Genomic DNA, 14,378 nt, shown 5'->3' on the forward strand with positions numbered 1-14,378 from the left:
AAAGGTTATGCACAAGCTGTGGGTAAGATGCGGAAAAAATGTAATAGTATTTGCCGTATTGCAGCTAATGTGGAACAATCATTAAAAATCGACTTACAAATGAGGCACTAAGGTGATTGATGCCGAAGGTTTTCGTGCCAATGTCGGAATTGTAATTTGCAATAATCAAGGACAGGTTTTTTGGGCTAGACGATATGGTCAGCACTCTTGGCAATTCCCGCAAGGCGGTGTCGACAGTGGCGAAACTCCCGAACAAACTATGTATCGAGAATTACACGAAGAGGTTGGTTTACGACCTGAAGATGTAGAAATTGTAGCAAATTCAAAACATTGGTTGCGTTATAAGTTACCCAAGCGTTTGATCCGCCGAGACTCAAGTCCGGTGTGTATTGGGCAAAAACAAAAATGGTTTTTATTAAAACTGCGTTGTAAAGATGAAGATGTAAACTTACTTAAAACCCATCATCCGGAATTTGATGATTGGCGTTGGGTTAGTTATTGGTATCCAGTAAGGCAAGTCGTGTCGTTTAAGCGTGATGTTTACAGACGTGTGATGAAAGAGTTTGCCCCATTTGCGATGCCGTTTAATAAACGTGAACAGCATAATGATACATGGCGTCATAAAGGTAGATGATGCAATAAGGGCTAATGAGAAGTTAAATACATAGGAGCAGCATAATGCTGGCAACACTGAGATCTATCGCTGAGTCGGTATCGCGTCAAGCGAGCCTAGACAGTGCGTTGTCATGCTTTGTGACAATGGTTAAAGATGCCATGCAAACACAGTGCTGTTCTATTTATTTTGCCGATTACAGTCAAGATAACTTTGTATTGATGGCTACCGAAGGTTTAAACCCTGACGCAGTTGGTAAATTTAGAATTGGTTTTACCGAAGGTTTAGTGGGCTTGGTTGCACAGCGTGAAGAGCCTATTAATATTGCATTTGCAAAATCACACCCCCGTTTTAAACTCTCCCCTGAAGTGAATGAAGAAGGCTATAATGCCTTTTTGTCTGTGCCGGTTGTGCATCAAAAAAAGGTATTGGGTGTTATTGTTGTTCAGCAAAAAATAGCTCGTGTATTTAGCCAAGACGAAGAGTCCTTTTTAATTACTCTTTCTGCACAGCTAGCCTCACAACTAGCACATGCTGAAATAAAAGAAGTATTACGGCTTGATGAGTCTTCTCATCAAACATCGGTTTTAAAAGGGGTTTCAAGTGCGCCAGGAATTGCAATAGGGCAAGCGTTTGTTGTGCTTCCTAAGCTTGATTTTAAATCTATCGAGCTTAAGCATGATGATAACACCACAGAACAGCGACGTTTATTTACGCAAGCCGTATCTGCTACGCGCAAAGAGTTTAATACTTTATCGCTCACTTTAAGTGACTCGATTCCCCAAGAAGCCCTTGCCGTATTTGATGTTTATCAGCAATTATTAGATGCAAAAAGTTTAGGCCAAAATGTTGAAGCTGAGCTTAAAGAAGGCTGGAGTGCGCAAAGTGCATTAAAAATTGTTATAGAGCGTTTAATTGCGCAGTTTAACGCCATGCAAGATCCTTATATTAAAGAGCGCGCAGTTGATGTTAAAGACATTGGCTTGCGGGTTTTACATCACTTAATTAATACTGAGCGTGCGGTTAAAGACTACCCCCAAGATACTATTTTAATTGCTAATACGTTAACGCCTGCCATGCTTGCCGAAGTACCCAAAGGGCATTTAGCGGGGGTGGTAAGTGTTAACGGTGCTGCTAATAGCCATGCCTCTATATTAACTCGTGCTATGGGTATCCCTGCTATTTGGGGTATTGAAGACTTACCGTTACTACAATTTAATGCCAAAGCGATGATCTTAGATGCCTACGCGGGGCGCTTATATATCTCGCCTTCGCAAATGCTTAAAGACGAATACACTCGGATGCAATATCAAGAAACAATCTTGAATGATAAGTTTGTTGCTGAACAAGATTTTGAGGCTATTACGCTTGATGGCGAACATATTAGCTTATTGCTTAATGCGGGGCTCGATCTTAATACTGATAACAATAACGACAAAATATGTGATGGTGTTGGCCTTTATCGAACTGAAGCATGGTTTATGCAAAAAGGACAATTCCCCTCGCAGTCTGAGCAAGAAAAATGGTATCGCGAAGTTTTAGCTAGTTATCATCCAGAACCCGTTGTGATGCGTACTTTAGACATTGGTGGCGATAAAGTACTTGATTACTTTGATATTAGTGAAGAAAACCCTTTTTTAGGTTGGCGTGGTATACGGATAACGCTTGATCATCCTGAGCTTTTTTCAGCTCAACTCAAAGCTATGCTAAAAGCAAATGTTGGCTTAGGTAATTTGAAAATTATGCTACCGATGATAAGCGGCGCAGAAGAGGTGGATGAAGCGTTAGGATTATTAGAGCAAGCCTATTTTGAACTTTCAGAAAAGTACCCAGAGACAGTTATTGAACGTCCTGAAATAGGTATTATGTTAGAAGTCCCTTCAAGCGTATTTTTACTGCCAGAATGGTCTAATAAAGTTGATTTTTGTTCGGTGGGTAGTAACGATTTAACCCAGTACATGTTAGCGGTAGATCGTTCTAATGCGCGCGTAGCTGAGCTATTTAATCCTTATCACCCTGGAGTATTACGAGTACTACATAAAGTCGCTAAAGAATGTTTAGCTCTTGAATTACCCTTTAGCTTATGTGGTGAGCTGGGTGGCGATCCTGAAGGTGCATTATTATTAATCGCCATGGGATATCGGCGCTTAAGTATGAACTATTCATCATTGAATAAAATGAAATGGGTAATTAGGCGCTTAAAAGTAAGTGATATGGAAAAATTGTTAGCTGAGTGTCTAGCACAATCAAATGCCAAACAAGTCTTAAGGCTTACCCGTAACTTTATGCTTGAACACCAGTTAGGTGACTTATTTTATACGCCTAACAAACAAACGAGTGACTAAAGGTAAGTAAAGTTTTCTTTTAAATAAGTGATATATTGCATTAGTATATGCATATAACTAAAAATAAAAGAGTTTGCTATGCATGACTCAGTATTACTTATAATTGGCTGCGCAGTACTTGGTAGCGTAGTTGGTTTTTTAGCGGGTTTATTAGGTATTGGTGGTGGACTTATCATCGTGCCAGTATTAAGCGCTTTATTAGTGCACTTTAATGTGGCCTCAATAGAGCATGTTATGGTGATTGCCATTGCGACATCGCTTGCCTCTATTATATTTACTTCAACATCTTCAGCTCTCGCTCATCATAAAAATAGTAACGTACCTTGGCATCTTGCTCCATGGGTAATGAGTGGGGTGGGCTTAGGTGCTTTAATAAGTGGTTTTGCAGCCAGTTATATGCCAGAAAAAATGCTCCGTGTGGTGTTTGCTATAAGTGTTGTATTTATTGCAGCAAGAATGGTGCACTCAACACGCAGAAAGATTATTCACGAGCGCCCATTACCTAAAGGCCCCATATTAGGAAGCATTTGTGCCCTAATGGGCGCACTAGCAGGGTTAATTGGCATTGGCGGCGGGGCATTAATTGTACCGCTGTTAAATTATTTCTCAGTGGATATTAAAAAATCCATAGGCTGCGCTGCGGCTTGTGGTATCGTCATTGCGCTATTTGGTTCGGTTGGGTATATTTCTGCTGGTTGGAAGGTTACTGACTTATCGCATGGCTTTATCGGCTTTGTGTATTTACCCGCATTATTAGGAATTGTTACTACTTCGTGGTTTATGGCTCCTGTTGGTGCGAAGGCGACACATTATTTACCGGTTTCAACAATTAAAAAATTCTTCGCGGGGTTATTAATAATCATCGCGCTGCAAATGGTTTTTAGCTAAAGGTTTATTTATATGGCACTTGAGTTTCCAGAAATTGATCCGATCATTTTTTCAGTCGGGCCACTGAGCGTACGTTGGTATGGATTAATGTATTTAATAGGGTTTGCTTTTGCGATGTGGTGGGCGAACCGCCAAGCTGCCAAACCCAACTCAGGCTGGAGTAAAGAACAAGTAAGTGACTTACTCTTTTATAGCATGCTAGGGGTGATTTTAGGTGGTCGTATTGGTTATGTGCTATTTTATCAATTTAGTTACTTTTTAGAAAATCCGCTGTACTTATTTAGAATTGATCAAGGCGGAATGTCTTTCCATGGCGGTACTTTAGGGGTGATAACTGCTATATTTGTATTTGCTTGGACGCGTAAAAAATCAATATTTGCCGTCGGTGACTTTGTTGTGCCATTAGTACCTGTTGGCCTACTTGCTGGGCGTATTGGTAATTTTATTAATGGCGAGTTGTGGGGGCGCACCACTGACGTACCTTGGGCAATGGTATTCCCAACTGGCGGACCATTACCGCGCCATCCATCGCAGCTTTATGAAGCCTTTTTTGAAGGGGTAGTGTTATTTATTATTTTGTATGTTTTTGCTAAAAAACCACGCCCAGCGGGCAGTATTGCCGGCGTATTTTTACTAGGTTATGGGGTATTTCGCTTTGCGATTGAATACTTCAGAGAGCCCGATGCGCACTTAGGCTTATTTGCTGGGTTTATTTCAATGGGGCAAATTTTATCGCTACCTATGGTTGTTGGTGGGTTAGGTTTGATTATTTGGGCTTATAAAAAGCCACAGCCTGTTTTAGCAAATAAAGTTTAAGAGTTAAAAATGAAACAATATTTAGAGTTATGTCAGCGTATTGTTGATGAAGGTATTTGGGTTGAAAATAAGCGTACAGGAACGCGTTGTTTAACAGTAATTAATGCTGAACTTGAATACGATGTAGCTAATAATCGCTTTCCAATGATTACGACTCGTAAAAGTTATTATAAAGCAGCAATTGCAGAGCTACTAGGCTATTTACGTGGTTATAGCAGTGCTGCTCAGTTTCGCGAGATTGGCTGTATGACTTGGAATGCTAACGCCAACGAAAACCAGGCTTGGTTAAATAACCCACACCGTAAAGGTGAGGACGACATGGGGCGCGTATACGGCGTACAGGGTAGAGCATGGCAAAAGCCCGACGGTACGCCACTTGATCAGTTAAAAAAAGTTATTGATAACCTAAAAAGTGGTATTGATGATCGCGGCGAAATAATTACTTTTTATAACCCTGGCGAATTTGAGCTAGGCTGCCTTCGCCCATGTATGCATACGCATACTTTTTCGTTATTAGGTGATACGCTATATTTAACCTCGTATCAGCGCAGTTGTGATGTGCCGCTTGGCTTGAATTTCAACCAAATTCAATGCTTTGTATTACTGGCAGTGGTTGCACAAATTACCGGCCATAAAGCAGGTAAGGCGTATCATAAAATTGTTAACGCCCATATTTACGAAAATCAGCTTGAGTCAATGCGCGATGTGCAGCTTAAGCGTGAGCCGTTTGAGTCACCAACGCTCACTATTAATCCTAAAATAAAGACACTTGAAGATATAGAAACATGGGTTACCCGAGATGACTTTACAGTGGATAACTACCAATGCCATGACGCAATAAAATATCCATTTTCAGTTTAATTATTTAATATATAAATTGAACTTGGGTAAAAATTAACTTATATCTATTTTAGATTATTTAATCACTTTTTAAGGAAAAACGTATGAAAGCAGTGATCCCAGTAGCAGGACTTGGCACGCGTATGTTGCCAGCAACTAAAGCAATTCCAAAAGAAATGCTACCTATCGTAGACAGACCATTAATTCAATATGTTGTTAATGAAGCTGTTGCCGCAGGCGTGAAAGAAATTGTATTGGTAACTCACTCGAGTAAAAACTCGATTGAAAACCATTTTGATACTAGTTTTGAACTTGAAGCAACGCTTGAAAAGCGTGTAAAGCGTCAGCTATTAGCTGAAGTACAAGCTATTTGTCCTAGTGATGTGACCATTTTGCATGTACGTCAAGGTGAAGCTAAAGGGCTAGGTCACGCTATAAATTGCGCAGCACCGATTATTGGTGATGAACCATTTATAGTTATTTTACCTGATGTGATAATAGATGAAGTAGAAAGCGATCTTAAAAAAGATAACCTTGCTGAAATGATCTCCCGCTTTGAAGAAACCAGCGAAAGCCAAATTATGGTTGAAGCCGTACCAAAGGAAGATGTAGATAAGTTTGGTGTGGTTGATTTAGGGGATGTTAACTTAGAGCAAGGTCAAAGTTCAGCTATTTTTAACATGGTTGAAAAGCCACCAGTAGATAAAGCACCATCGAATTTAGCGGTTGTAGGGCGTTATGTGTTAAGCAAAAACATTTGGCCGCTACTTGCTAAAACACCTAAAGGCGCGGGTGATGAAATTCAACTGACCGATGCCATAGCTATGCTTATGAAAACAGAAACCGTAGATGCTTATGCTATCAAAGGCCGTAGCCATGATTGCGGTAGTAAGTTAGGTTACTTAAAAGCAAATATTGAATTTGCATTGCGTCGTGAAGAATTTAAAGATGAGCTTACGCCATTCATTAAATCACTGCTTTAATAGACTTACCTTATATAAAATAAAAAGAGTGCCATCGGCACTTTTTTTATTTTTAGGTTCAACTTTGAAAGCATACTTATAAAATATTGAATTATTTTAACCGCTTGATTTAAAAAATAAGTGGCGGTTATAATAGCCAAGGTATATCACTCTTCATGGCCTCTTAGTTAAATGGATATAACGGCCCCCTCCTAAGGGGCAGTTGCAAGTTCGATTCTTGCAGGGGCTACCAATTAAATCAATGAGTTAGACTATTTACCCCTTCTTTTTTAATTTCTGTGTAGCACATATGTAGCATGTCGAGTTATTTAAATGATAGATAATCTTCAGCTCATATAATTGTACCGACCCTATGTTTGCACTAGTATCACCTATCGTAGATTTATTTTAATCAATAAAAATTAAGGCTCTACTATGGATAGTTCAGTTAAAAATAAAGTATTAGAAAAAATCGAAAAGTTTTTCTTAAAGCTAGCTAATAAAGTTAGGCAAAAACTAGAACCCTCATCAAACTTAAAATTAGTTGATTTAACTCCAACGGATTCAGCTGAGGACTGTGATGCATACTTTGAGGCAATTGATCAGGGGATGAAAAACCCTAATGTTAAAAATATTGCTTTAACAGGACCGTATGGTTCAGGTAAAAGCAGTATAATAAAGTCATATGAAAAGCAACGTTCAGGCACCTATAGATTATTAAATATTTCATTAGCCTCATTCAAAGAAGAGGGTAAACAACTTACTGATGAACAAAAAGAAGACCAAGATAGGTCAATTGAAAGAAGCATTATTCAACAAATGCTCTATGGCGCAGATTCAAGTAAATTAATTCATTCTCGTTTTAAACGTATCAAAATTATGCAATCGAGCACGGCTGCGTTCATATCTTTTACATATTTTATTTGGTTTATAAGTTCTATCTTTTTACTCTCCATTGATATTAATAATTTACTTATATATTCAGAATTTTTTTCTTTAGAAGTGATCTGCTTAATTTATGCCACAGCTATACCCACGTTGTTTTTTTATGACTTTTTAAAGCTCAAAAGTGGCTTTTCACTTAAAAAACTTTCGTTAAAAAATTTGGAATTAGAAACTGGTGAAGTTGCGGAGAATTCAATTCTGAATCGTTATTTAGATGAAATCATATATTTTTTCCAAGTTTCTAAATACAACTTAGTAGTAATAGAGGACTTAGACAGGTTCGGAAGCCCAGAGATTTTTGTTAAATTAAGAGAGATAAATAAACTCATAAATGATAATGATAAAACAACTGGAGAAATTAAATTTTTATATGCACTCAAAGACGACATGTTCGTTCATAAAAATAGGGCTAAGTTTTTTGATTTGATAATACCTGTGATACCGATAGTGAATTCAAAAAACTCGTTGGATAAAATTTTAAATACCCGATTAAATATCAATAATTCATCTGCTTACGAAGAGATTAAAGGTTCTAGTTTTTTGCGTGAGGTATCATATTATTTAGATGATATGAGATTGATTCATAATATATTTAATGAGTTCGAAATTTGGTGGTGTGTCAGAAAGTATGCTGAAGAAATAAAGGAGGGTGACAGCCAAAGCAAGATGATATATTTGAGGTTATGAAGACACAAATAGATATCAGCTGCCCCGACTGTCACAGTCCCAGTTTAAAGAAAAACGGCATAAAAAGCTATGGCAAGCAGAACTACCAATGCAAGGACTGCAAACGTCAATTCATTGGTGACCATGCCTTAACTTATAAGGGCTGTCACTCTAAAATAGAAGACATCATACGGCTAATGACGGTGAGAGGTTGCGGTGTTAGAGACATAGCTATTATAGCCTCAGTCAGTATCGGTAAAGTATTGGGCACCATAGGCTCATCTGTTTATAAGATCGCGCCTAAGAAGCGCTACTATGAACGCTTAGAGGTTGATGAGTTCTGGACTTACGTGTATCGCAAGAAGCGTAAAGTCTGGCTCATCTACGCTTATGACCGTGCTACTAATGAGATTGTCGCTTATGTCTGGGGCAAACGTGACTTAAAAACAGCTAAGAAGCTAAGAGCACGTTTAAAGCAACTTAAAGTAAGCTATGGCTCTATCAGTATGGACAACTGGGATAGCTTTAAAACCGCCTTTAAAGGTGATCACAAACAGGTTGGCAAACAGCATACCATAGGTATAGAGGGTAATAACTGTCGCCTTAGACACCGATTAAGACGAGCGGTTAGAAAGACTTGTTGCTTCTCAAAAAAGCTTGATAATCATTTTAAAGTGTTTGATTTGGTGTTCTTTTACATCAATTATGGCTACGTCTGATGCCAGCATACTTTTTAGAACACCACCCGAAATTTATTATCAAATACTAAATAAAGAAAATGTTAAATCTATAAAGCTATTTGCGCTGATAATTTTTAAGAATGTTTATCCAAGCGATTTTGAACTACTCCATCATCGGTGTTTGTCAAACTAGTTGTCGCGATCACTACGTTATGCACTCTCAGCCTTGACACTATTTTGTTCAGGGTTTAAGTACACTTCTTTTGGTAAATCCCAATTACGGATATTACCGCTCCAGCGCTCAGGGTGAGCATCTTTAGCACCTTGATAAACTTCTTTTCTATTAGCCAATATGTCACCCGCTAATCCTGAATGCCTTTGATGTGGGCTGACGTATTTGATGCCACTATGTTTGTGGTTAAAATTATACCAGTGGCTAAATTTCAACACCCAACTACGCGCCTCATCAATTATTGAAAACCCTTTATACGGATAGTCAGGGCGATATTTACACGTTTTAAATATCGACTCAGCATAAGCATTATCATTGCTCACCCTAGGACGATTAAAAGACGACACGACACCTAAACTATAAAGTGTTTCAAGCATTGATGAGCCTTTCATTGGGCTTCCATTATCCGAATGCAGTACCAGAGGATTATCTTTAACTCCTTCTTTTAAATGAGCTTTCTTAATTAATATTGATGCATTTTCTGCTGATTCGTCATCATGAATTTCCCATCCAACAATCTTTCGACTAAATATATCGAGTATCAAATATAAATAAAAATGCAGCCCTTTAGCGGGGCCTGGTAACCCTCTCTGTCAGACTAGTTGTCGCGCTTAATATTCAACCATTAAACAGAGGGCGTGGAGTAACAATGAAACATTATTCAGCGCAAAGCAAAGAGTCGGCTCTTCAGAAGATGATGCCTCCAAATAATATAGCAATAGCCCAATTATCAATCGAGATGGGGATTGGTGAATCAACCTTGTATAATTGGCGAAAACAAGCAATTGATAAGGGGCATTTAGTGCCAGGTGATGGAAAGAATGCTGAGCAGTGGTCATCAGCAAATAAATTCTCAGTCGTGTTGGAAACAGCCTCTTTAAATCAAGCTGAGTTAGCGGAATATTGCCGAGGCAAAGGTCTTTATGTGGAACAAGTATCGGCTTGGCGAAATGCGTGTATAGATGCAAACGCTAACGTTAAAGAGCAAGAAAAAGCCTTCTCCACCGAAACAAAGAAAGATAAAAAACAGATCAATCAATTAGAAAAGGAGCTACGTCGAAAAGATAAGGCACTCGCTGAAACCGCAGCACTATTGGTGTTAAGAAAAAAAGCAAATGCGATCTGGGGGGAAGCCGAGGACGAATGATCCTCGACTCAGCTCGCATTCAAGCAGTTAAACTAGTTAATGAAGCTGTGAGTTCTGGTGCGCCAAAGTTTAAAGCTTGCCGTGAACTTGGGATCAGTGTCCGGACGTATCAACGTTGGACTGTTGACGGGAACATAAAAACAGATGGTAGACCAATATCTCAGCGCCCTGAGCCAAAAAATAAGCTATCAAAAGCAGAGAGAGATAACATATTAGCCATCGTTAATAGCGATGATTTTAAGAGCTTACCACCAAGCCAAATCGTCCCTACATTAGCAGATGAGGGTATTTATCTTGCTTCTGAATCAACATATTATCGTGTTCTTCATGAAGAAAAACAGCAAAACGCTCGCGGACGTAGTCAGATAAAAGAGAGAAAAGTACCGACGACACACTGTGCTACAGGGCCAAACCAAGTGTGGTGTTGGGATATTACTTGGTTACCAGGCCCCGCTAAAGGGCTGCATTTTTATTTATATTTGATACTCGATATATTTAGTCGAAAGATTGTTGGATGGGAAATTCATGATGACGAATCAGCAGAAAATGCATCAATATTAATTAAGAAAGCTCATTTAAAAGAAGGAGTTAAAGATAATCCTCTGGTACTGCATTCGGATAATGGAAGCCCAATGAAAGGCTCATCAATGCTTGAAACACTTTATAGTTTAGGTGTCGTGTCGTCTTTTAATCGTCCTAGGGTGAGCAATGATAATGCTTATGCTGAGTCGATATTTAAAACGTGTAAATATCGCCCTGACTATCCGTATAAAGGGTTTTCAACAATTGATGAGGCGCGTAGTTGGGTGTTGAAATTTAGCCACTGGTATAATTTTAACCACAAACATAGTGGCATCAAATACGTCAGCCCACATCAAAGGCATTCAGGATTAGCGGGTGACATATTGGCTAATAGAAAAGAAGTTTATCAAGGTGCTAAAGATGCTCACCCTGAGCGCTGGAGCGGTAATATCCGTAATTGGGATTTACCAAAAGAAGTGTACTTAAACCCTGAACAAAATAGTGTCAAGGCTGAGAGTGCATAACGTAGTGATCGCGACAACTAGTTTGACAAACACCGGTAACCAAGTAATATCCCAACACCACACTTGGTTTGGCCCTGTAGCACAGTGTGTCGTCGGTACTTTTCTCTCTTTTATCTGACTACGTCCGCGAGCGTTTTGCTGTTTTTCTTCATGAAGAACACGATAATATGTTGATTCAGAAGCAAGATAAATACCCTCATCTGCTAATGTAGGGACGATTTGGCTTGGTGGTAAGCTCTTAAAATCATCGCTATTAACGATGGCTAATATGTTATCTCTCTCTGCTTTTGATAGCTTATTTTTTGGCTCAGGGCGCTGAGATATTGGTCTACCATCTGTTTTTATGTTCCCGTCAACAGTCCAACGTTGATACGTCCGGACACTGATCCCAAGTTCACGGCAAGCTTTAAACTTTGGCGCACCAGAACTCACAGCTTCATTAACTAGTTTAACTGCTTGAATGCGAGCTGAGTCGAGGATCATTCGTCCTCGGCTTCCCCCCAGATCGCATTTGCTTTTTTTCTTAACACCAATAGTGCTGCGGTTTCAGCGAGTGCCTTATCTTTTCGACGTAGCTCCTTTTCTAATTGATTGATCTGTTTTTTATCTTTCTTTGTTTCGGTGGAGAAGGCTTTTTCTTGCTCTTTAACGTTAGCGTTTGCATCTATACACGCATTTCGCCAAGCCGATACTTGTTCCACATAAAGACCTTTGCCTCGGCAATATTCCGCTAACTCAGCTTGATTTAAAGAGGCTGTTTCCAACACGACTGAGAATTTATTTGCTGATGACCACTGCTCAGCATTCTTTCCATCACCTGGCACTAAATGCCCCTTATCAATTGCTTGTTTTCGCCAATTATACAAGGTTGATTCACCAATCCCCATCTCGATTGATAATTGGGCTATTGCTATATTATTTGGAGGCATCATCTTCTGAAGAGCCGACTCTTTGCTTTGCGCTGAATAATGTTTCATTGTTACTCCACGCCCTCTGTTTAATGGTTGAATATTAAGCGCGACAACTAGTCTGACAGAGAGGGAAACCGAAATACGCTTAGAAGACTTCCCATCACCGCAAGAGCTTTGGGCTAAATATTGTGCCTACAAGGGCTATACAGAATCGCAACTCCCTATAATTAACCAAGCCTATTATGACGATGGCAGCGGCAAACACCCGCGTTACTATCAGCTTCAAGCGATTAATAAAACAGTAGAGGCTATATCGTCAGGTAAAGACCGCGTACTTCTCGTTATGGCAACAGGCACCGGTAAAACTTATACCGCGTTTCAAATTATTTGGCGCTTATGGAAGTCACGCGCTAAAAAACGCATATTATTTTTAGCCGACCGCAACATATTGGTTGATCAAACTCGTATAAATGACTTTCAGCCGTTTGGTACTTCAATGACCAAAATTACCGGCAGAACAATCGACCCAGCTTACGAAATACACCTAGCACTTTACCAAGCACTAACAGGACCAGAAGAATCCCAAAAAGCCTTTAAGCAAGTAGACCCTGACTTTTTCGACCTTATTATTATTGACGAGTGCCACCGAGGTAGCGCAAGTGAAGATAGCGCTTGGCGTGAAATACTCACTTACTTTAAAGGTGCTGCTCAAGTTGGCTTAACCGCAACACCAAAAGAAACAGAGGAAGTATCAAACTCAGACTATTTTGGCGACCCAGCTTATACCTATTCTCTAAAAGAAGGTATTGAAGATGGCTTCTTAGCACCCTACAAAGTGGTACGTGTCGATCTCGATGTAGACCTACAAGGCTGGCGACCAACAAAAGGGCAGGTTGATAACAACGGTGAAGTAATACAAGACCGCATATACAACCAAAAAGACTTTGACCGCACAATGGTAATTGACGAGCGAACACAGCTGGTGGCAGAAACCATTACCAACTATTTAAAACGTACAGACCCTATGGCTAAAACCATCGTGTTTTGTAACGACATAGATCACGCCGAACGTATGCGCCGTGCCATTGCCAACTTAAACCCTGAGCAAATGGCAAAAAACGACAAATACGTGATGAAAATCACTGGCGATGACGAACTAGGCAAAGGCCAGCTCGACAACTTTATAAACCCTAAACGCCCGTACCCGGTAATTGCTACCACCTCAGAGCTTATGACCACAGGGGTAGACGCTAAAACTTGTAAGTTAGTAGTGCTTGATCAAAACATACAATCAATGACCAAGTTTAAACAAATTATTGGTCGTGGTACCCGTATTGACGATCGCTACGGTAAGCTTTGGTTTACGATACTCGACTTTAAAAAAGCCACCGAATTATTTGCCGATGAACGCTTTGATGGCACACCAGAAAAAATAATAAAAGTAACGCCCACTGATATTGAAGACGAAGACGTTGATCTTGAATCACAAGATGATACAACCTGCGCAGAAACACCAGACAACGTATTTGACGACCAAACCACTGACGATACAACCGATGCCAACAACGACACCATTAACGACCCCAAAGGCGATGGCACCTTTTCTGATGGAGAGTATGGTGAATGGGACGATGAAACTAACAAAATGGTTAAGTACCGCATATCAGGTGTTACCGTTAATAAAGTGGCAGAGCGAGTCCAGTATTACGATACCGACGGTAAACTTGTTACCGAGTCATTTATAGATTACACCCGTAAAACCATGAGCAAGCAGTTCAGTTCACTTGACGACTTTGTAAAGCGTTGGAACGAGTCAGATCGCAAACAAGCAATCATCGACGAGCTTTCCGAAGAAGGGATTATTTGGTCAGCGCTTGAGGAAGAAGTAGGCAAAGACATGGACCCCTTTGATATGATTTGCCATGTAGTTTACGACCAACCACCCCTTACTCGTAAAGAGCGCGCAGATAACGTACAAAAGCGTAACTATTTCACTAAATATTCGGGTACCGCACACACCGTACTCGAGAACCTTCTGTTAAAATACGCCGATGTAGGCGTGCAAGAAATAGAATCTATGCAAGCACTTAAAGTGGCGCCATTTAACGAAATTGGCAGCCTAGGTGAAATTATTAAAAAAGGCTTTGGCGGCAAACCACAATACGAGCAAGCACTCAAAGAGCTCGAAGCCGAAATTTACCAAATGCCAACGTCTAAAACAGCTTAAATTTATCATTGCTGTCGCTTTGTATGAGCTACAGCAATGTATTAACAAATCATAATAAAC

Annotated in this window: 13 protein-coding genes, 1 tRNA gene and 1 pseudogene; 12 read left to right on the forward strand and 3 right to left on the reverse strand. The window is 39.8% G+C overall.

Annotated features, from left to right (window positions below; translation table 11 throughout):
* Positions 1–112 precede the first annotated feature (112 nt).
* The 10 genes from rppH (at position 113) to ACT3S9_RS04425 (ending at position 8,948) form a co-directional block, all read left to right on the forward strand.
* Positions 113–634 (forward strand): RNA pyrophosphohydrolase, encoded by a 522-nt coding sequence (gene rppH / locus ACT3S9_RS04380; protein WP_441836349.1) that lies wholly within the window; start codon positions 113–115, stop codon positions 632–634.
* 44 nt (positions 635–678) lie between these two features.
* Positions 679–2,958 carry a phosphoenolpyruvate--protein phosphotransferase gene (gene ptsP, locus ACT3S9_RS04385; RefSeq protein ID WP_441992890.1) on the forward strand — a complete coding sequence of 760 codons (2,280 nt, stop codon included), beginning with the start codon at positions 679–681 and terminating at the stop codon, positions 2,956–2,958.
* A gap of 78 nt (positions 2,959–3,036) precedes the next feature.
* A complete protein-coding gene (locus ACT3S9_RS04390) occupies positions 3,037–3,846 on the forward strand; it encodes a sulfite exporter TauE/SafE family protein (RefSeq protein ID WP_441836347.1) in 810 nt (269 codons plus the stop codon).
* Between the two features lie 12 nt (positions 3,847–3,858).
* Positions 3,859–4,662, forward strand: coding sequence for a prolipoprotein diacylglyceryl transferase (gene lgt / locus ACT3S9_RS04395; RefSeq protein ID WP_444750781.1), 804 nt, complete (start codon positions 3,859–3,861; stop codon positions 4,660–4,662).
* 9 nt (positions 4,663–4,671) lie between these two features.
* Positions 4,672–5,523 (forward strand): thymidylate synthase, encoded by an 852-nt coding sequence (locus ACT3S9_RS04400; RefSeq protein ID WP_444750782.1) that lies wholly within the window; start codon positions 4,672–4,674, stop codon positions 5,521–5,523.
* Positions 5,524–5,606: 83 nt separating this feature from the next.
* Positions 5,607–6,485, forward strand: a complete 879-nt coding sequence (gene galU, locus ACT3S9_RS04405; protein WP_444750783.1) for a UTP--glucose-1-phosphate uridylyltransferase GalU — start codon at positions 5,607–5,609, stop codon at positions 6,483–6,485.
* A gap of 157 nt (positions 6,486–6,642) precedes the next feature.
* Positions 6,643–6,717 (forward strand) — tRNA-Arg (locus tag ACT3S9_RS04410).
* A gap of 182 nt (positions 6,718–6,899) precedes the next feature.
* Positions 6,900–8,096 (forward strand): YobI family P-loop NTPase, encoded by a 1,197-nt coding sequence (locus ACT3S9_RS04415; RefSeq protein WP_444750784.1) that lies wholly within the window; start codon positions 6,900–6,902, stop codon positions 8,094–8,096.
* Positions 8,093–8,794, forward strand: a complete 702-nt coding sequence (locus tag ACT3S9_RS04420; protein WP_443489204.1) for an IS1 family transposase — start codon at positions 8,093–8,095, stop codon at positions 8,792–8,794. Before ACT3S9_RS04415 ends, ACT3S9_RS04420 begins: the two co-directional genes overlap by 4 nt.
* A complete protein-coding gene (locus ACT3S9_RS04425) occupies positions 8,781–8,948 on the forward strand; it encodes a YobI family P-loop NTPase (RefSeq protein WP_444750785.1) in 168 nt (55 codons plus the stop codon). Before ACT3S9_RS04420 ends, ACT3S9_RS04425 begins: the two co-directional genes overlap by 14 nt.
* Positions 8,949–8,965: 17 nt before the next feature.
* Here the strand turns inward: ACT3S9_RS04425 and ACT3S9_RS04430 are convergent, their stop codons facing one another.
* Positions 8,966–9,550: a transposase gene (locus ACT3S9_RS04430; protein WP_444751104.1), complete on the reverse strand. Its 585-nt coding sequence runs from the start codon at positions 9,548–9,550 to the stop codon at positions 8,966–8,968.
* An 86-nt stretch (positions 9,551–9,636) separates the two neighbouring features.
* On the opposite strand from ACT3S9_RS04430, the gene ACT3S9_RS04435 reads away from it, so the two are divergent.
* A protein-coding gene (locus ACT3S9_RS04435; protein ID WP_110957763.1) for an IS3 family transposase occupies positions 9,637–11,180 on the forward strand; the annotation gives its coding sequence in 2 pieces (ribosomal slippage) (positions 9,637–10,102 and positions 10,102–11,180; 1,545 coding nt in all).
* Here the strand turns inward: ACT3S9_RS04435 and ACT3S9_RS04440 are convergent.
* Positions 11,139–11,663 (reverse strand): hypothetical protein, encoded by a 525-nt coding sequence (locus ACT3S9_RS04440; protein WP_444750786.1) that lies wholly within the window; start codon positions 11,661–11,663, stop codon positions 11,139–11,141. The genes ACT3S9_RS04435 and ACT3S9_RS04440 overlap by 42 nt on opposite strands.
* Positions 11,660–12,157 (reverse strand): hypothetical protein, encoded by a 498-nt coding sequence (locus tag ACT3S9_RS04445; protein ID WP_110957785.1) that lies wholly within the window; start codon positions 12,155–12,157, stop codon positions 11,660–11,662. The genes ACT3S9_RS04440 and ACT3S9_RS04445 overlap by 4 nt, the downstream gene beginning before the upstream one ends.
* Positions 12,158–12,221: 64 nt before the next feature.
* Between ACT3S9_RS04445 and hsdR the strand changes: the two are divergent.
* Positions 12,222–14,318, forward strand: a pseudogene (gene hsdR / locus ACT3S9_RS04450) (EcoAI/FtnUII family type I restriction enzme subunit R); the annotation flags it as partial.
* Positions 14,319–14,378 lie beyond the last annotated feature (60 nt).

Origin of the sequence: Pseudoalteromonas sp. AOP31-A2-14, from assembly GCF_052378035.1 — a bacterium.
Taxonomy (GTDB): domain Bacteria; phylum Pseudomonadota; class Gammaproteobacteria; order Enterobacterales; family Alteromonadaceae; genus Pseudoalteromonas.